Annotated in this window: 15 protein-coding genes and 2 pseudogenes; 3 read left to right on the top strand and 14 right to left on the bottom strand. The window is 39.3% G+C overall.

Annotated elements, in window-relative coordinates:
- Positions 1-15 precede the first annotated feature (15 nt).
- The 8 genes and pseudogenes from ACLHDF_RS22310 to pxpA all read right to left on the bottom strand — a co-directional run bounded on the left by ACLHDF_RS22310 (position 16) and on the right by pxpA (position 7425).
- Positions 16-780: an IclR family transcriptional regulator gene (locus ACLHDF_RS22310; RefSeq protein ID WP_413920796.1), complete on the bottom strand. Its 765-nt coding sequence runs from the start codon at positions 778-780 to the stop codon at positions 16-18.
- 132 nt (positions 781-912) lie between these two features.
- Positions 913-2277 (bottom strand): acetyl-CoA carboxylase biotin carboxylase subunit, encoded by a 1365-nt coding sequence (accC, locus tag ACLHDF_RS22305; RefSeq protein ID WP_413920795.1) that lies wholly within the window; start codon positions 2275-2277, stop codon positions 913-915.
- Between the two features lie 28 nt (positions 2278-2305).
- Positions 2306-2770, bottom strand: coding sequence for an acetyl-CoA carboxylase biotin carboxyl carrier protein (accB, locus tag ACLHDF_RS22300; RefSeq protein ID WP_413920794.1), 465 nt, complete (start codon positions 2768-2770; stop codon positions 2306-2308).
- A gap of 22 nt (positions 2771-2792) precedes the next feature.
- Positions 2793-3787: pseudogene (locus ACLHDF_RS22295) on the bottom strand (biotin-dependent carboxyltransferase family protein).
- Positions 3784-4539 carry a 5-oxoprolinase subunit PxpB gene (gene pxpB, locus ACLHDF_RS22290; protein WP_413920793.1) on the bottom strand — a complete coding sequence of 252 codons (756 nt, stop codon included), beginning with the start codon at positions 4537-4539 and terminating at the stop codon, positions 3784-3786. The pseudogene ACLHDF_RS22295 and the gene pxpB overlap by 4 nt, the downstream one beginning before the upstream one ends.
- Positions 4540-4556: 17 nt before the next feature.
- On the bottom strand, positions 4557-5348 hold the full coding sequence (locus ACLHDF_RS22285; protein WP_413920792.1) for a putative hydro-lyase: 792 nt from the start codon (positions 5346-5348) through the stop codon (positions 4557-4559).
- Between the two features lie 52 nt (positions 5349-5400).
- Positions 5401-6639, bottom strand: a complete 1239-nt coding sequence (locus ACLHDF_RS22280) for an NRAMP family divalent metal transporter (protein WP_413920791.1) — start codon at positions 6637-6639, stop codon at positions 5401-5403.
- Between the two features lie 24 nt (positions 6640-6663).
- On the bottom strand, positions 6664-7425 hold the full coding sequence (gene pxpA, locus ACLHDF_RS22275) for a 5-oxoprolinase subunit PxpA (RefSeq protein ID WP_251393561.1): 762 nt from the start codon (positions 7423-7425) through the stop codon (positions 6664-6666).
- A 425-nt stretch (positions 7426-7850) separates the two neighbouring features.
- Between pxpA and ACLHDF_RS22270 the strand changes: the two genes are divergently transcribed.
- Entirely contained in the window at positions 7851-9413 is a 1563-nt protein-coding gene (locus ACLHDF_RS22270) for an alpha-amylase family glycosyl hydrolase (protein WP_413920790.1), read from the top strand.
- 34 nt (positions 9414-9447) lie between these two features.
- Here the strand turns inward: ACLHDF_RS22270 and ACLHDF_RS22265 are convergent, their stop codons facing one another.
- Positions 9448-9906, bottom strand: a complete 459-nt coding sequence (locus tag ACLHDF_RS22265) for a GNAT family N-acetyltransferase (RefSeq protein WP_413920789.1) — start codon at positions 9904-9906, stop codon at positions 9448-9450.
- On the bottom strand, positions 9893-11326 hold the full coding sequence (locus tag ACLHDF_RS22260; RefSeq protein ID WP_413920788.1) for a class I adenylate-forming enzyme family protein: 1434 nt from the start codon (positions 11324-11326) through the stop codon (positions 9893-9895). The genes ACLHDF_RS22265 and ACLHDF_RS22260 overlap by 14 nt, the downstream gene beginning before the upstream one ends.
- Positions 11327-11481: 155 nt before the next feature.
- On the opposite strand from ACLHDF_RS22260, the gene ACLHDF_RS22255 reads away from it, so the two are divergent.
- Positions 11482-12039, top strand: coding sequence for a biotin transporter BioY (locus tag ACLHDF_RS22255; protein WP_413920787.1), 558 nt, complete (start codon positions 11482-11484; stop codon positions 12037-12039).
- Positions 12040-12046: 7 nt separating this feature from the next.
- Positions 12047-13146: pseudogene (locus ACLHDF_RS22250) on the top strand (acetyl-CoA C-acyltransferase).
- 11 nt (positions 13147-13157) lie between these two features.
- Here the strand turns inward: ACLHDF_RS22250 and ACLHDF_RS22245 are convergent.
- From ACLHDF_RS22245 to ACLHDF_RS22230, 4 genes are all read right to left on the bottom strand, one after another.
- Positions 13158-13814: an MtnX-like HAD-IB family phosphatase gene (locus ACLHDF_RS22245; protein ID WP_413920786.1), complete on the bottom strand. Its 657-nt coding sequence runs from the start codon at positions 13812-13814 to the stop codon at positions 13158-13160.
- 17 nt (positions 13815-13831) lie between these two features.
- Complete coding sequence (locus ACLHDF_RS22240; RefSeq protein ID WP_413920785.1) at positions 13832-17038, bottom strand: SNF2 helicase associated domain-containing protein; 3207 nt, start codon at positions 17036-17038, stop codon at positions 13832-13834.
- 132 nt (positions 17039-17170) lie between these two features.
- Positions 17171-18388, bottom strand: a complete 1218-nt coding sequence (locus ACLHDF_RS22235; protein WP_413920784.1) for an MFS transporter — start codon at positions 18386-18388, stop codon at positions 17171-17173.
- Entirely contained in the window at positions 18388-18927 is a 540-nt protein-coding gene (locus tag ACLHDF_RS22230) for an NADPH-dependent FMN reductase (protein ID WP_413920783.1), read from the bottom strand. The genes ACLHDF_RS22235 and ACLHDF_RS22230 overlap by 1 nt, the downstream gene beginning before the upstream one ends.
- Between the last annotated feature and the right edge of the window lie 74 nt (positions 18928-19001).

The raw sequence follows: 19001 nt of genomic DNA, 5'->3' as shown, positions 1-19001 counted from the left end.
ATTTTTCTATGTATGCTACTTAAATGACCCTTCATAACCGAGCTTTTGAGAAATTACGCTCGCTGCTTCTGTTACTTTTTGAATAATGAACGGCAGTCTGTCCTCTTGAAATCTCGCTTCAATTCCCGCTACGCTAATGCCTGCAACCACTTCATTTTGATGATTTACAATCGGCGCGCTCACGGATGTTGTAAAGTTTTCTAATTCAGAGGTGCTAATTGTATACCCTTTTTCTTTTGCTTCTTTTAGTGCATTTCTTAGCTTCTTTTTATCTGTAATGGTTCCAATACCTATTGGAGCTAGCTCCGTTTGATTAATATATTCCTCTTGTTCTTTTTCAGGTAAATAGGCCAAGATAATGCGTGAACAGGCTCCTGCATAAAGAGGTGAACGCCTTCCAATTGATGTATAGAGACGCACTGGATGAAGCGTATCTACTTTTTCAATATACATAGCTTCATTCCCGTCTCGTACAATTAAATTAACCGCTTCTTCTACGTCGTCTCGGAGCGTTTCCATTACAGGCTTCGCAATACTTCTAATATCTAAACGATTAGCCACTAGCTGGCCAAACTGCAAGAATAAAAGCCCAAGCGAGTAGTAACCTTGCGCATCTTTTGTTAAAAAGCCCATCTCTTCAAGCGAGCCAATCATTCGATGCAAAGAGGTTTTAGGAACGCCTGAGTACTCCATCATTTCTGTGAAAGTCAGTTTAGGGTACTTGATAAAAAGCGTGAGAATCTGCATGGATTTAACGACTGTTTTATTGTTAGCTTGCATGAAACCTTCTCCCTTATTTATGCGAATATATGTATTTGGTAGACGTATAGCTTACTAGCTAATGATATGTTCTTTTTATTATACATGAAGAAAAAAAGGAAAGCACTCCCTTATATAGAGCACTTTCCTTTTTTACACCATTTCTAGTTCTTTAATTGAAATGGGATTACTTTCTAGAAATTTGGTTGTGAAATCCCCTTCTTTAAACGAAGGATGATCCAGTAATTCTAAATGAAAAGGAATGGTTGTATGAATACCTATAATGATAAATTCTTCGAGCGCACGTTTCATTCGTTGAATCGCTTCATGTCGGTCTTTCCCTGTTACGATCAATTTCGCCACCATTGAATCATAAAATGGAGAAATTTCATAGCTTGGGTAAACGGCGCTGTCTACACGAACCCCGTAGCCGCCAGGAGGTAAATACATCTCCACTTTTCCAGGAGAAGGCATAAAGTTTTTAGCCGGATTTTCTGCATTGATTCGGCACTCCATTGCCCATCCTTTTAACTGAACATCCTGTTGAGCAAATGATAGCGGGTAACCTGCTGCTACCGAAATTTGTTCTTTAATTAAATCGATGTTTGTTACAAGTTCTGTAACGGGGTGTTCAACTTGAATACGTGTGTTCATTTCCATAAAGTAAAAATGCCCATGCTTATCTAACAGAAACTCAACTGTTCCCACACCTGTATAATCGACTGCTTTAGCTGCCAAGACTGCCGCTTTGCCCATTTTCGCACGAAGGTTTTCATCTACTGCAGGTGACGGAGCTTCTTCTACTAATTTTTGATGACGTCGTTGAATCGAACAATCTCGTTCACCTAAATGAACTACATTTCCTTCTTCATCAGCAATAATTTGAATTTCGATGTGTTTCGGTTCTTCTAAATACTTTTCAAGGTATACTCCGCCGTTTCCAAAAGCTGTTTCTGCTTCATGCTGAGCTTGACGAATCGCTTTTTCTAGCTCTTCTTCGCTATGAGCTAGCCGCATTCCTTTTCCGCCGCCGCCCGCCGTGGCTTTTACGATGATAGGATAGCCTATTTCTCGTGCTACTGGAATAGCGGATCTGCTATCTTCAATCAGTCCTTCCGTTCCAGGTACAATAGGCACACCGGCTTGTTTCATGGTATCTCGCGCTACAGCTTTTGCCCCCATTTTACGGATAGCTTCCGCTTTCGGACCAATAAAGGTGATATTATAGGATTCACACATCTCAGCAAAATCAGCGTTTTCAGCTAAAAATCCGTAGCCAGGATGAACAGCGTCTGCTTTGGTCACTTGCGCTACAGTAAGCAGGTTGCGAATATTTAAGTAGCTTTCTTTAGAAGACGTTTTGCCAATACAAAATGACTCATCTGCTAGCTTTACATGAAGTGCATCTTTGTCTGCTTCTGAATAAACTGCCACGGTTGCAATTCCCATCTCTTTACAAGCTCGAATGATACGAACTGCAATCTCGCCGCGGTTTGCGATTAAGACCTTTTTGAACATAATAACTCCTCCTGACAGTATGTATACTTTAGTATGATTTTACGGTAAATAAAGGCTGTCCAAATTCAACAACATCTCCGTCTTTCACAAGGATTTCAAGCACTTCTCCTTCCATTCCGGCATCTACTTCGTTAAACAGCTTCATCGCTTCAATCACACATACAACATCTTTACGTTCAATTGTTTGTCCTACTTGAATAAAGGGATCGGCGTCTGCTTCTGGCTTGGAATAAAACGTTCCGACCATTGGTGATAAAATTTGTTTTTCATTGTTTTCTGCTGAACTTACAGACGTAGAATCTTGAGACACTTGCTCAGTAGCAACGGCTTTTACTTCCTCGTTTTTTACTTCTGTAACAGCTGCTGTGTCCTCTAAAGGGATTCCTGCTTTATCAATGACAACTTTTGTACCATCATGTTCAATATGGAGCTTTTGAATACCAGATTCATTCATTAATGAAACTACTTCTTGCAATTCACGTACGTTTATCATCTATTGTCACTCCCATTTTATGTTATTTAGTTGACGCAAGGTTAATGCCAATCTTCAATTCTTGAAGCAGCTGCTCTTTTTCCAAATAGATTTTTTCTGCTTCATGAAGCGAAATGTGAGAAAAGTAAATGGACTCTCCAGGCTTCACCTGAGCTAAAAGCGGTAAATCCGCTGTGATTACTTGAGCGATTTTAGGGTATCCCCCCGTAGTTTGACGGTCCGCTAACAGGATAATGGGGTTTCCATCTGGTGGAACTTGAACAGAACCTTGTGAAACGGCTTCAGACAATAACTCTTTTTTCTCTTGAAGCTGAAGAGAAGGTCCGTCCATTCGATAGCCCATTCGATCTGATTGATTCAATACTTTAAAGGGCTGTTCAATAAAATGATTTTTGCTTTCAGCTGTAAATAAATCAAATTGACTGCCATTAGTGACACGAACACCTGGTTTTTTTGTAAAATGAACAAATTCCTTATATTTTACAGACCATGAAGAAGTATATACCCCATTTACTAGTTCATTTGAAAGAAAAGCAGGTTTCGAAGCAGCAGGAACAGATAGTGGTAAAACATCACCTGTTTGTAATGCTCTTCCTTTGTAGCCACCAATTTCGCCTCTCAAATACGTGCTTTTACTATTTAATACTTCATCAACAGCAAACCCTCCCGCTACAGATAGATAAGAACGACACCCAGTTCTACAAGTACCAAATGATAAAGTGCTTCCCTTTGGAATAAACAAAGGTTTCCACATTGGGACTGGCTTTCCGTTGACCGAAGGAGTTAAATCTCCCCCGTAATTGCCACTAAACAATCTTTTTCTATTTCAAGAGTAGGTCCCATTAGCGTAACTTCAAGTCCCGCTTCTTTTTCATCGTTACCAACTAGTAAATTAGCAATTCGAAGAGAATAAGAATCCATTGCACCGCTTACAACCACACCGTGCTGTTGAAACCCTCTTCTTCCTAAATCTTGAATGCTCGTTAATAATCCAGCTTTACTGACTCGTATACTCATTTTTCCCCCTCCTTTGCCTGTATTTCTTGATACTTTTCTTTAGAAATGGGCTCAAATTTTACAATGTCTCCAGCTTGCAGCAAACTTGGCGGATTTTGTTCAGGCAAAAACAGTTTAATAGGCGTTTGGCCAATTAATTGCCATCCTCCAGGAGTGGAAATAGGATACACTCCTGTTTGCATTCCTGCAATACCAACTGATCCAGCAGGAATAGATGTGCGGGGAGACGACCTGCGAGGCGTAGCAATTTTTTCAGATAGTCCTCCGAGAAATGGAAATCCAGGAGCAAATCCAATCATGTACGCTAAATATTCGCCTTCAGAATGAATATGAATTACCTCTTCAGTTGTTAAGTTATGGTGGCGAGCGACATATTCAAGGTCAGGACCATACTCTCCTCCGTAGCAAACTGGAATGGAAACCGTGCGATGTGCTAACTCTTTTTCTGTCTGCTCGTTCTCTAATTTTTTTTGAATAATAGAAGCCACCACCGCGAAAGGAGAAACAAATTCCTTCTTCTGCTTTTTTTTCACGGCTGCTACAACTTCAAGAGGGTTATAAAAGATTGTAAGGTTCGTGAATGCCGGCACACATTCGATAAACCCAGGAAAAGGATTTAATTCTATCGAATCTTTACATGTTTTAATTTGTTTATGAATATCGTACTGAATACTATCTCCAAACGTTATAACAAGCGCTGAGTCGCCAAGCGGGGAAATAACAGCGGACGCTTTTGTTACGGTTTGATTCATATCTACACCTCTTTCTTTTATAAAACACCTAGTTTTTCATCTCGAATATCGGTGATAAACATATGCCCGGGAGCATGTGTAATCATCATAGAAGGTTTTGTTTCCATTGCTACAGCTTGAGGGGTTACACCACAAGCCCAGAACACAGGAACTTCGCCTTCCTTAATGGAAACGGCATCACCAAAATCCGGAGATTGAACGTCTTTTATCCCTATCGCAGCGGGATCTCCAATGTGAACAGGTCCTCCATGCACAGCTGGAAAACGTGAAGTTACTTGTGCTGCTCGCACTACATCTTGCTGAGGAATTGGACGCATACTAACCACCGTTGATCCGTGGAATATTCCTGCTTCAGTGCACGAAATATTTGTTTTATACATAGGGACATTACAATTTTCTTCAATGTGACGAACGGGTATGTTATTGTTTAAAAGTGCCTGTTCAAACGTAAAACTGCAGCCGATAAGAAACGCTACCATATCTTCTGCCCAGTAGTCCGTGATATCGGTTACTTCTTTTACTAGTTCCCCATTTTCATAGATTCGATACTTGGGGATGTCTGTACGAATATCTCCCGACGGAGCTGCAAACTTTGGCACCGGAGATCCAACGTCCGTTACATCTAAAAGCGGACAAGATTTAGGATTACGCTGACAGAACAATAGAAAGTCAAAAGCTTGTTTCTTTGGTAAAATAGCTAAATTAGCTTGAGCATAGCCGTTTGCCATGCCTGCTGTTGGCTGAATAAGCTGATTGTTACGGATTTGCTGACGGAGTTCAGCTGGAGTTAGTTGTGAAAGGTTTGCCATATTTCTATCTCCCATCATTGCCCGCACGCAACTTACGTGCAGGCACCTTATTTTATTTAAATAATTGAGGAATTTGATCAATTAATGTATAGCCGCCCATTAAAGCCATAACAATAACAACAAGTACACCGGAAATAGTGAGCCATAAAGGGTGTTTATACTCGCCAACAATACTTTTTTTGTACGCAGCAATCAATAATGTTCCAAGAGCGACCGGCAGAATTAATCCATTGAGTGCGCCCACTAAAAGAAGAACTTTTACAGGTTTTCCAATTAAGACGAACGACAAAGTTGAAATAATAATAAAACCAATAATAATCCAGTTTGAGTTCTTATTAAGTTTTTCACTAAAAGTTTGAATAAATGAAACGGATGTATAAGCAGCTCCTACCACGGACGTAATAGCGGCAGACCACATGACAATCCCGAAGATTTTATAGCCGACGTTTCCTGCTGCAAGCTGAAAAACGGATGCTGGAGGGTTGGCCGGGTCAATTTGCATCCCTTTAGACACAACGCCAAGTACAGCTAAAAACAACGCAATTCGCATAACGGAAGTGATAAGAATTCCTGTTACAGAACTTTTTGTTACTTGAGGTAAAGAATCAATGCCTTTTACACCAGCATCTAAAAGACGATGTCCGCCAGCAAAGGTAATATAACCACCTACAGTTCCTCCAACAAGCGTAACGATAGCAATAATGTCGATTTTATCAGGAACAAAAGTTTTCACTACAGCTTCTCCAACGGGAGGTGAAGTCGTAGCTGCCACATATACCATTAGTCCAATCATGACAAAACCTGCAATTTGCGTGAAGCGATCCATTGCTTTTCCAGCTTCTTTTACAACGAAGATTAATACAGCGATTACTGCACTAATTGCAGCCCCGGCCGTTGGAGAAATACCTGTAATCGCATTTAAACCAAGCCCGGCACCAGCAATATTTCCAATATTAAATGCAAGTCCTCCGATTACAATTAAAATAGCGAGCACGTATCCTAATCCTGGAAATACCATGTTGGCGATCTCTTGTCCGCGTTTTTCAGAAACAGCAATAATCCTCCATACGTTGGTTTGAGCAAAGATATCAAGGATAATTGAAATTAAAATAACAAATCCAAAACTTGCTGCTAAATTTTGTGTGAATACGGTAGTTTGAGTTAAAAAGCCTGGTCCAATAGCCGATGTGGCCATTAAAAAAGCGGCTCCAAGCATTAACGTCCAGTTTACTTTAGGCGCAGCCGAAAGCTTTTGCTGAGGTGTTGATTTTTTAATGGGCTCCAATATCATCTTCCTCCTGATTGTATGTAGTTTTTATTGTGAAATAGCTTTAACTACTACTTCTGATGCTTTTAAAGAACGGTTCACGTGACGAGCAAATTCAAGTGCGTGAGCCCCGTCTCCATGAATACAAATTGTATCTGCTTGTAACTCTATATCCTTGCCTTGCTGAGATTTTACTTTCCCTTCTTTCACCATTGTAATAACTTGAAAAACAGCTTCGTCATCATTTTCGATTAAAGCATTTGGTTCGGTGCGAGCAGTGAGAGAACCGTCTAATTGATAGGTACGGTCTGCAAATACCTCATTGGCCGTTTTTAGCCCAATTTTGTTACCCGCTTGAATGAGCTCACTTCCAGATAGCCCAAATAAAATCAGTTCGGGATTTACGTTGTAAACAGCTTTTGCTATCGCTTCCGACAAAGCTTTATTTTTAGCAGCCATGTTATATAGTGCACCGTGGGGCTTTACATGCTGCATTGATACCCCTTCTGCTTGCAAAAAACCGTTTAATGCACCAATTTGATATACCACGATATCGTAGGCTTCTTGAGGTGAAATATTCATGTTTCTACGTCCAAAACCGATAAGGTCCTGTAGGCCAGGATGAGCACCAATTTGCACCTTTTTTTCAGCAGCCAATCTTACAGTTTTTCTCATGACGCTCGGATCCCCTGCGTGAAATCCACAGGCTACGTTCACAGACGTCACATAATCTAAGATTGCTTCATCATTGCCAATGTGATAAGCACCAAAGCTTTCCCCTAAATCACAGTTTAAATCTACTTTACTCATTGCGTTCTTCCCCCTTAACCTTTTAATGTAAGCGTAATCATTTGCAGATAGTAAGGAAAATTCAAGCTATGTTATCTGCATCAATACCTTTTGTTCCGTTTTTCGGAATTGAAGTACCGTTTTTCAGTTATACTTGGATTGTAGCACGAGATGATGAATTGAACAATAACATTGTCAGAATATTTGACATAGTCATTATTTTCGCTTGGATAATACTCCCTTATTTTATTGATCTCTTCTATCTATAGACTTAATATAACGCAACCCCTTAATGTCATTAGACGCAGTAAATAAACAGGTTGTCAGAATAATTAATAGTTCAAAATAATCAAAATGAAATTTTTATTGTAATCGTTTTCAACAAGGTGCTATATTTCAATTGTAGTCAAATTTATGCAAACGATTGCAAAAAGGGGGATGAAACGATGAAAGGGAAAAAATGGACGGCTTTAGCACTAACACTGCCGCTGGCTGCTAGCTTATCAACAGGCGCTCACGCAGAAACCGTACATAAAGGTAAGGGTCCAACAGCAGATAAAAACGGTGTCTTTTATGAGGTGTATGTAAACTCTTTCTATGATGCAAATAAGGATGGGCATGGTGATTTAAAAGGTCTTACACAAAAGCTGGATTATTTAAACGACGGCAATTCTCATACAAAAAATGATCTTCAAGTAAACGGGATTTGGATGATGCCGGTAAACCCTTCTCCTAGCTACCATAAATATGATGTAACGGACTATTATAACATTGATCCGCAGTATGGAAGTCTGCAAGATTTTCGCAAGCTGATGAAAGAAGCAGATAAACGAGATGTAAAGGTTATTATGGACCTCGTTGTGAATCATACGAGCAGTGAACACCCTTGGTTTCAAGCTGCTTTAAAAGATAAATACAGCAAGTACAGAGATTACTATATTTGGGCTGATAAAAATACTGACTTGAACGAAAAAGGATCTTGGGGACAGCAAGTATGGCATAAAGCTCCAAACGGAGAGTATTTTTATGGAACGTTTTGGGAAGGGATGCCGGACTTAAATTACGATAATCCTGAAGTAAGAAAAGAAATGATTAACGTCGGAAAATTTTGGCTAAAGCAAGGAGTTGACGGGTTCCGCCTAGATGCTGCGCTTCATATTTTTAAAGGTCAAACAGCTGAAGGCGCTAAGAAAAATATCCTGTGGTGGAATGAGTTCAGAGATGCGATGAAAAAAGAAAACCCCAACGTATATCTAACGGGTGAAGTATGGGATCAGCCTGAAGTCGTGGCTCCTTACTATCAATCGCTTGATTCTTTATTTAACTTTGATTTAGCAGGAAAGATTGTCAACTCTGTAAAGGCGGGAAATGATCAAGGAATCGCGACTGCAGCAGCCGCAACAGATGAGCTGTTCAAATCATACAATCCAAATAAAATTGATGGCATTTTCTTAACTAACCATGACCAAAATCGCGTCATGAGTGAGCTGAGCGGCGATGTGAATAAAGCAAAATCAGCTGCTTCTATCTTACTTACGCTTCCTGGAAATCCGTATATTTATTACGGTGAAGAAATTGGAATGACCGGTGAAAAGCCTGATGAATTAATTCGTGAACCGTTCCGCTGGTACGAAGGGAACGGACTTGGACAAACCAGCTGGGAAACACCTGTATACAACAAAGGCGGCAATGGTGTGTCAGTAGAAGCACAAACAAAACAAAAGGATTCTTTGTTAAATCATTACCGTGAAATGATTCGTGTGCGTCAGCAGTATGAAGAGTTAGTAAAAGGAACCCTTCAATCTATTTCAGTAGACCAAAAAGAAGTCGTTGCCTATAGCCGCACCTATAAAGGTAAATCGATTAGCGTGTATCATAATATTTCAAATCAACCTGTAAAAGTATCTGTGGCGGCTAAAGGCAAATTGATTTTTGCTAGTGAAAAAGGTGCAAAAAAAATCAAAAACCAGCTTGTGATTCCAGCCAATACAGCCGTTTTAATAAAATAATAAAAAAATCCGTGGGTTATATCCACGGATTTTTCTATAGCTCTTTTTCCAAGCAGTTAACTTGATTATGATGCAGCGGCTTAGTTGCGTACTGTGTAAAACCAAGACGTTCCCAAAACAGCTGGGCTCTAGGATTTTGAGACAGAACGCCAAGGCGTAGAACTAAAACTCCTTCTTCTTTTAACTTGTCTTCAAACGCTAAATACGCCTGTGTTCCAAAACTAAAATTGTGATAGGCGCTATGAATGATAAAAGCTCCGATCCATGGATGGTCATCGTTAGGATTTTGTTTCATGTAATCGATAACCCCTACGTATGTATCGTCAGCTTTTATAAAATAACTGTCTGTTTTTTCGTTCATGTATTCTTTAAAAAGCTCTTGTTCACTCCGCTCTTTCTTGCCGTTTTCTAACACGTTATAAGCTTCGTTTGAATTGATAATCTCTGAAACAATATACATCGTGTCAGCTGTAATGGGTTCAAATGAGATCATATATCTTCCCTTCTTTCTCTGTAAAGTGGCTGTATATCGCTGCTTTGTCAATTTTACCATTTTTCATTCGCGGAAAGGACTTTAAAATTCTCCATACGCGCGGGATTTTATAAGCAGATACTTGTTTTGTCAGCGCTTGTCTCACATCAGAAAGAGAAATGTTCTCTAGAACAATTGCTGCACCTACGACTTCTGAACGTTCAGCATCTACTACGCTAAAAACGGCTGCTTCGCTAACGCCAGGTATTTGTAAAAGCAGCTCTTCAATTTCTTCGGCATACACTAAGCTTCCGCTGCTTTTAATCACGTTTTTATCTCTCCCTACGATGGTAATGCTTCCGTCTGGAAGTTGAACCGCAATATCATGCGACGTAACATATCCGTTCAAAAACGAGCGGTTTGTTTCTTTGCTGTCATTAACAAACCCTTCAAATGCTTGATTTGTTTTCACAAATAATGTTCCTTTGTCCCCTTTTTCCACTTCTTTTCCACGTTCATTAAGGATTAAAACGTCTACACTGTCAACAGGATAACCTACTGTATGAGGCATCGTTTCAGCTGTATCGGGTGAAAGCACCGTAACAAATCCCATTTCGGAAGATCCGTAATATTCATAAAGAGAGGCAAGAGGAAACGCTTGTGAAAATTTCTTTCGAACGGAAGGCGATAATTTATTGCCTACTGAAATCACGGTCTTTGGCAGAAGTCGTTTCTCTTTCGGTCTGCTTTGTACGTAACGAAGCAAAGGAGAAATTAATGCTGGTGTAATAGACATACAGCTAGCTTCCTTCTTAAAAACAGCAGAAGGTGTAAACGCTTCTAAAATAACAGCGTGCATGCCGCTGCAAAGCGCATGTAAAACTGGGTAAAGCTGCGCGGAATACGAGATATGTAAAGGAACAAGCACTTTTCCATGTTTCTGTAAAGAAAATATGCTGGACCATTCTTGAAATGATGAAGACCAAGAATGATGCGATTTTACAAACCCTTTAGGCCTTCCTGTTGACCCAGAGGTAAATCCAAATAAAAATAGATCGGACAGTGCATTCACTTGCCGTACGGGCAGCATAGGTTTTTCTTTTGTTATGTTAGTTAAAGAAGAAGTTTCCCATAGCCAATTCGGAGATTGAATCGAAAAATAAGTATCGATTTCAGCGTCTGTTAACTCATTGTGTAAAAGCATTACCACTCCACCGGCTTTTAAAATCGCTAAAAATGACACAATAGCTTCTACATTGTTTGGCATGCCTAAAGCAACGAGCTCCCCCCCTTTCATCCCTTTTTCTTGCAGCTGTTTTTCGGCTTTGCATACACAATCCCACATTTGACTGTAGCTTAGCTTATTAATAGAATCCGATAGTGCCAGTCCGTCAGGCGTTTGTTGGCACTGATTAAAAATTAGTTCTTCAATTCGTTTCATTACTGCGTAAACTCCCTTTTTATTTTACTTTTAGTGTACCGTAAATGTAGATTTGAGAAAAGAAAAAATGTAAACTTACATAAAAATAAAGTTGACTAATTTAAGTTTAATAAGATACGATAGTCATGTTTTATCATACATAGCGGAGGTTTACGATGAAAACAAAAGATATGACGTACGTTGCATTATTTACGGCTGTAATGGGAGCGCTGGGGCTTGTTCCTCCTATTTTTCTATCATTTACTCCCGTTCCTATTACTCTTCAAACGATGGGAGTTATGCTGGCAGGAGGTATTCTTGGGGCTAGGTTAGGCGCATTAAGCCAATTTATTTTTTTATGTTTAGTAGCTGTAGGAGTCCCTTTGCTTTCTGGAGGGCGCGGTGGTATGAGTGTATTTTTTAGTCCAAGCGCTGGCTATTTAATCAGCTATATATTTGCAGCTTTCTTTATAGGATGGACACTATCCAAGTTGAAAACCCTTACGTTTACAAAGGTATTCGTAACAAATGTCCTGTTTGGAATTTTGCTAGTTTACGCTTTTGGCATTCCTGTACAAGCGATGCTACTTCACATACCGTTCTGGAAATCTCTTCAATTAAGTTTAGTCTATATTCCCGGTGACTGCATAAAAGCAATCATAGCAGCTTATTTAATTACAAAAGTCCGAAAAGTAGTAACCGTAACTGGTCGTTCCAATACGGCTTCTATGTAAGGAAGTGATGACTATCTACCAGGCAGCAGTTGTAAAAGCGAAGCGTACAGTGATTGGAAAAGAAAACGGCGTACTTAAAAATTTTTACGTTCAAGAACTAGCGGCTCCTTTATTAAAACACCTAAGCGCAGGAATTCAACATGAAATTAATGACGTTATTTTAGGAAATGTTGTAGGTCCAGGAGGAAATGTAGCTAGGCTTTCAGCGTTAGAAGCAGACCTCCCTTTTTCTATCCCTGGAATGACCATTGATCGTCAGTGCGGAGCTGGCTTAGAGGCCATTCGAATGGCTAGCTATTTGATAAAAGCAGGCGCTGGAACATGTTACTTAGCTGGAGGAGTTGAAAGTACAAGTACTTCTCCTTTTGAAAAAAGAGCCCGTTTTTCTCCTGATAAAATTGGTGACCCTGACATGGGAATTGCAGCAGAAAACGTAGCCCAGCAATACAACATATCTAAAGACCGGCAAGACAGGTATGCTCTTTTAAGTCATGAAAGAAGCTGGGAGTCTTTTGAAAAGAGATTGTTTAAAGAAGAAACGCTTCATCTTCCAAATATAATGCACGATGAAGCATTTATGAAAAAACGAAACATAACAAAGCTGCTTCAAAAAGCCAGCCCCGTCTTTTTAAAAAAGAAGGCACCGTCACCGCAGCCACCAGCTGCGGAATTAATGACGGAGCCTGCATTACACTTGTGATGGAAGAGAAAAAAGCACACGCCTTAGGGTTTCAGCCCGTTTTACGCTTTATCGATGCTGATATCTCAGGAGTATCACCTCTTTACCCAGCTATTGCGCCGGTTTCTGCTATTAAAAACATCTTGAAGCGAAATTCTCTTACGGTAGATGACATTGACTTATTTGAAATCAACGAAGCCTTTGCGGTTAAAGTTGTCGCTTGTATGCAAGAACTGGGGGTATCAGAAGAGAAAGTAAATATTCGGGGAGGGGCATTGACGCTAGGGCACCCGTACGGAGCATCAGGAGCTATTTTAGCCACGCGTCTTTTTTATGAAAGTAAGCGCCAAGACGTGCGATATGTAATAGCTGCTTTAGGGAGCGGAGGCGGAATAGGAACAGCGGTATTATTTGAAGTAATCAAATAATACCGCTGTTTTTATGCCTTTTTTATTACATTATGTTGTATCAAATATTGCTCAATATCTTTAAATGTCTCAACCGGAACAAATGAAACGTTTTGTTCGCGCAGTAAGTCTTGCAAAGCATCCTTCGCAAAGGTAACATCTGCATATTTTGCGGGATGTGAATCCGGCTCGCTGTCTCCAGCAAAATAAATCGTTTCGTATGCTTCCTTTAGTTCTTGAATAACAGCAGATTTATTAATACCGTAGCGTTCTGAATGCCATCTGTGAGCAGGGTCTAGACGCAAGTGAACATTGTTGTGATGGAAATATCCTTCATTCGAATAAACTTCCACTTCTTCAACTCCATATTTATCTAAAATCGGTTTAATATAGTACGTTGTTCCAGCGCTTAAAATATAAAAATCTCCGCCGTTTTTCTGAACAGCTTTAATAAAAGCGGGCACGTATTCATCAATTGGAATATTCGCTACTTCTTCTAAAATTTTCGGTTCTTCTTGGTGAATGGATTGAAAAACAGTAGATAAAAAATCAATGTCTTTCATTTCTCCTGCTTTCCACCGGTGGAAAAGGTCTTCACCTTCTGGAAAATATTTTTTAATCACAATCCAATAAAAGTCTTTCTTTGAAATCGTTCCATCAAAATCTGATACAAACGCCCATTTTTTCATTCCTCACACATCCTTTGCTACATGCTAAGCAGTTCTCGAAGCTCTTCTTCCGTCAGACTAGAAAGCATCGTTTCTCCCGGCTGAATAACTTGTTCGATGAGTTCTTTTTTCTTTTGCTGCAAGCCGTAAATTTTTTCTTCGATGGTCCCTTGAGAAATAAGCTTAATGACCTGCACGACATTTTTTTGACCAATGCGGTGCGCTCGGCCTGCCGCTTGTTCTTCAATCGCAGGGTTCCACCATAAGTCATATAAAATAACCGTATCGGCTCCTGTTAAATTTAAGCCTGTGCCTCCGGCTTTTAATGAAATTAAGAAAATATCTTGTTCTCCATTATTAAACCGATCCGCCATTTCCACTCGTTCTTTTGATGGCGTTTGACCATCTAAGTAAAAGTACGAAAGGTTTTCCTTTTGGAGCTCTTCTCGAATAATATGAAGCATACTTGTAAATTGAGAGAAGATTAACAAGCGTTTTCCGTTGGCAACTGCATTTCTTGTAATCTCAACCAGCTGCTCTAATTTGCTTGAATACCCTTCGTAATTTTCAACGAATAAAGACGGATGACAGCAAATCTGGCGAAGTCTTGTTAATCCCGCCAAGATTTTCATTCGATTTTTATTAAAATCTTCACCGGCTAAAGATGATTTCAATTGCTCTAAATAGCCTACATATAACTCTTTTTGTTCTTTAGTCAGCTCAGATAAATGAGTTGTTTCAATTTTATCAGGCAGTTCTTTTAACACATCCTTTTTTACTCGGCGTAGTAAAAATGGTCTTACAATTCGACTGACTTGCTCCGATGACATGTTTTTAAACTGGCGAAGCCCTGGAAATAAGCCCGGAAGAATGGTCTGGAAAATTGACCAAAGCTCATCGAGTGAGTTTTCAATAGGCGTACCGCTCAGCGCAAAACGCTTTTTAGCTGAAATAGTCCGCACAGCTACTGCTGTCTTCGTTGTATGATTTTTAATGCTCTGAGCCTCATCTAGAATTAAAGCATGAAAATGAAGGTGCTGATACAAATCAATATCTTGACGCAGCGTTGGATAAGATGTAATCCATACGTCAGCAGTTCGTTTTAACTTCTCCTCACGCTCGCTCGGCGTTCCTGTAATGGTTTGAACCGTTAGATTCGGTGCAAATTTCTCCAATTCGTTGCTCCAGTTATAAATCAAGGAAGCCGGCACAACAATTAAAAAGGCACTGCTAGCCTCATCATGATCTTTTTCAGATAAAATATAAGCGATGCTTTGAAGCGTTTTTCCAAGCCCCATATCATCAGCCAGTACGCCTCCTAAAGAGTAGTGAGACAGAGATTTAAACCACTTAAACCCATTGTACTGATACTCACGCAGGGATGCCTGTAAGGATTCTGGCACTTCCCAATCCATTTCCTCCGGGGATTTGAGCTGTGTAAGTAATGTTTTAAATGCTGAACCAAACTTAGCTGCTGATTTATCACCCGCACTCATAATTTCTTCCACTTGCATCCCTCTGTATAAAGGTACCTGTAATGAGTTAACCTTTAAGTCTTTCTCCGTTACGTTCAGCTCACGAAACAGATTTTGAATATGTTCAAAGCCTTCGCTTTCAAGAGGAATAAACGCACCGTTATCTAGGCGATGATAGCTTTTCTTTTCTAAAACAGATTTTAAAACATCTTGAACGGTCTGATGATCAATGTCTCCTAAGTCAAAATTAATTTCTAATAAACCATTGCTGTTTTTGATGTCAACCGTTGTTACTGGCGCAGAAAAATCCGTATAGGTATAGTCTTTCATCTCATCCGTAATATACACATCCGCTATTTCATCAAGCTTTGGAACAATATGAAACAAAAATTCATATAGAGAGGACTCGTCTTGATTTAAGTACAACTGATTTTTATAAATGTTTAAAGGAGCCGTTTCAATTAAGTCCATAACGCGATCTTCTTTTTCTAAATCTCGTATCAAGATTTTATCGTACGTTTCAGATTGGGATGAAAATGGATTAATCGAAATCTCTCCGTAGTTGTACCGAAGCGTCACAAACAGCTGTTCATCCTCACGGTCAATAAATACTTTTGCTTTTAGCTCAGGTGCAATAATTTGATGGGCTACTTCTTTTGCGATATCTACTTTCCCTACTTTTTTTAATCCTGGAACGACGTGAGATAAAAAATTACCCATCTGCTCTTCTGCAATAGGTACGACCGGCTTCAAAGGAGCCGTTTTCCGAAGTCCTTCAAGAAGCATACGCTGATCTTGAGATAGCTCATAAAACGTCCCGTTTAAAAATAGCCACCCGTATCGATCAAAAAACGAAGCTTGATGAAGTTCCGTAAAGTCTAGTTCAAATCCAGCTGCCGGATGCTTATTTAACTGAAATGAAAAAGGAGCTGAGCTTTCAGCAAAGATGATATTTTCATATGAATGCCCTTCGTGAATAAATGTAAAGTTCCGACCTTTGAGCAATTGAAATAACTCTTTGGCTACGATGGATGGAATGACTAGTTCTCTGTTATTTGCAGACGAACGATACATGGAATAAGAATTTTTATAAAATGATTCATTTGTCATAATATCCATCAGCAACTCAATGATTTTCCCATCTTCTTCTATAAAAAAATGTTCTGCCGGGTCATATTCGAAGCGCTTGGTAAATTCGTGAGTTTGGAATTCTTTAACGTCTGTTAAAAATTCTTGAATGTTTTTTATTACATACGTCCGGTCGACGCCCACTTTCATTTCAAGCGCTACGTACATTCCTTCTGAACGTAAAAATTCCTCTGAGTAAGACTTGCAAATAAATTCTACTTTCAATGGATCTTTATCTGCATATTTCCTATGGTCGCTTATTGTTTGTTGATAACTCGAAAATAAGTCGATAAAGTGATTTACATTTTCGTATTCTTTGCTTTGGCGAAAAGGCTTCGTTTTAATTGGCTGCGGCTTTGCTCGCTCATCGCAAATCGTTAATAAAACAGCTACTTCGTGTTTGCATTCTGAAAACTCGTGATAAGCAGGACAATCGCAGAATGAATAAAAAGAATTTCCTTTTTGTTCAACCATTACTGTATACATTTCCGCACCTCGAACGGATGCTGTCCACGTAGTGGTCTGTTCATTGTATTCCAAATCAAGCACACGTCCCTGCTTGTAATACGTGTGCCCTCTATAGTACGTTCTGCTTGAGTACGAATCTTTTAATTGTTCTTTGTTTAATGTTTTATTTATCATCGCTTCACAATCTTCCAATCGCATAACAGTCAATGCTGTTTCTGTTTAATTTCTATTCATAACAAATAATGTTCAACGTTAAAAACGTTGAACATTATTTGTCAATTTCTCTATTATAACATGCAACAGACATTATAAAACACTCTTAAGCAATGCAGACTGTTTTCGCTGTTTTCTTTTGTAGAGTAGCCAGCCAGCTCCAGCGGATGATAATAAAAGCAGACTAAGTCCTAAAAAAGCCAGTCCTATACGATCGTTAGCCGTAACATACATAGAGAAAAAAATCAGTAAAATACGAATTCCTAAAGTGATAAAGCGAAAGCAGCTGTCCACTCTTCCTACGATGATATTCGGTATTTTCTGCATCATAAACGTATTTCGAGCTACTCTTGTACCTGCATTTGCAAAAGCAAGAAGAAACACAATAGAAAAATAAATCGGCAGAAGCTTCATAAAGAAGATGATAGATATTCCGAGTGCAAAAAGGCTTATATTAAGCATAATCGCTAGCTCTGTGCCTGTTCTTTTCATAATAGATACGATGAATACACCTGCCGTTAATGCCCCGAAACCATATACGGCACTCTCAATTCCATATGCTGCTGGACTTGCTTTTAATTCTTGAGTCAGATAAATAGGAAACAAATAATTGGTCATCATCACAGCGATGAAAGGCATAAAAGAAAGCAGCAAAAAAAGAGATACCGAGCGATTTTCTTTTATGAATGCTAGCCCCTCTTTCATAGCTGTATATTTCTTGGCGCTTTGTCCGCTGCTCTGTTTATATGGAATAGTCGATAGGCAAAGGAATGCGGCAACGTACGTAGCTGCATCCACTGTTAAAATCCATTGAAGCGACCAACGAGTAATGACTAGACTGGCTACAGCCCCTGCAAGCATACTCGATAGCTGACCTTGTATTTCCATTATACTGTTTAATGATTGAAACGCATCCTTTGAAAAAACTTCTTGATTTAAGGCGAAAATCGTTGGATAAAAAAACGTGTAATAAAGGTTTCCAGTTCCGTATAAAACCACGTAGTGAATCGTCGAATAGTTTGTAACAAAACCAACGATGACAAATAACATTATCGTGATAAAACCTATAAGTTCAACCATTAACAATAATTTTTTCCGTGACATTCGATCAATAAGAATGCCGATATACGGGGTAGCTACAAAGCTAATCACCGTCATGATCAGCATAATCATGCCAAATAGTTTATTTCCATTTGGAGACGCAACCAACAGTAAAGGAATGGCAAGCATCGTAATACCGGAACCTATAGAAGATAAAACATTTGCAGCTACTACCGCTTGAAAGCTCCGGTCTTTATAGAGCGCCTTCATCACACGTTTTGCTTAGCTTTTAAAATTTGCTTTGATACTTGTGTGTAAAGAATCAGTTCGTTAACTAATTCATCAATTCCTTCAGCAGCAGTTTTTCGCAAAATTCCTTGTTCCATGACGTCTGTAGGATCTAACACCAGCTGCTTGGATAGTACATTTGCATACAAAGCACGAGTGACGGTTCTAAGGTTGTTTAAAGCATTAATGCCTCCTTTGCCTCCTCCCGATACTGCTACAAGTGCCACGGGCTTATTTGCAAAATACGCACTGTTTAAAAAGTCAAACGCGTTTTTTAATGCTCCGCTCATAGCTCCGTGGTACTCGGGCGTCGCAAGTAAAATAGCATCTGCCTTGTCTATTTTTTCAATTAGCATTTTTACTGCTTCTGTTTCGTACTGATAATTATCCCCTGTGAATATAGGAAGCAACAATTCACTTAAATCTAGAAAAGAACTTTGATAGCTTTTGTGAAGCTCTCTCGTCACTTTTGTTGTTCGGCCTGTTTCTCTAGGACTTCCATTAATAATAAGTATGTTCATGTTTATCTACCCCTCTGTCGTTTTGTTATATTTATAGTATAGGGATGATTGGACTTTTTTTCGTCCTGCTATTG

Origin of the sequence: Priestia megaterium, from assembly GCF_046599315.1 — a bacterium.
Classification (GTDB): domain Bacteria; phylum Bacillota; class Bacilli; order Bacillales; family Bacillaceae_H; genus Priestia; species Priestia megaterium_F.
Note: the sequence above shows the minus strand (reverse complement) of the source record. Positions and strands in the feature narration are given on the sequence as shown.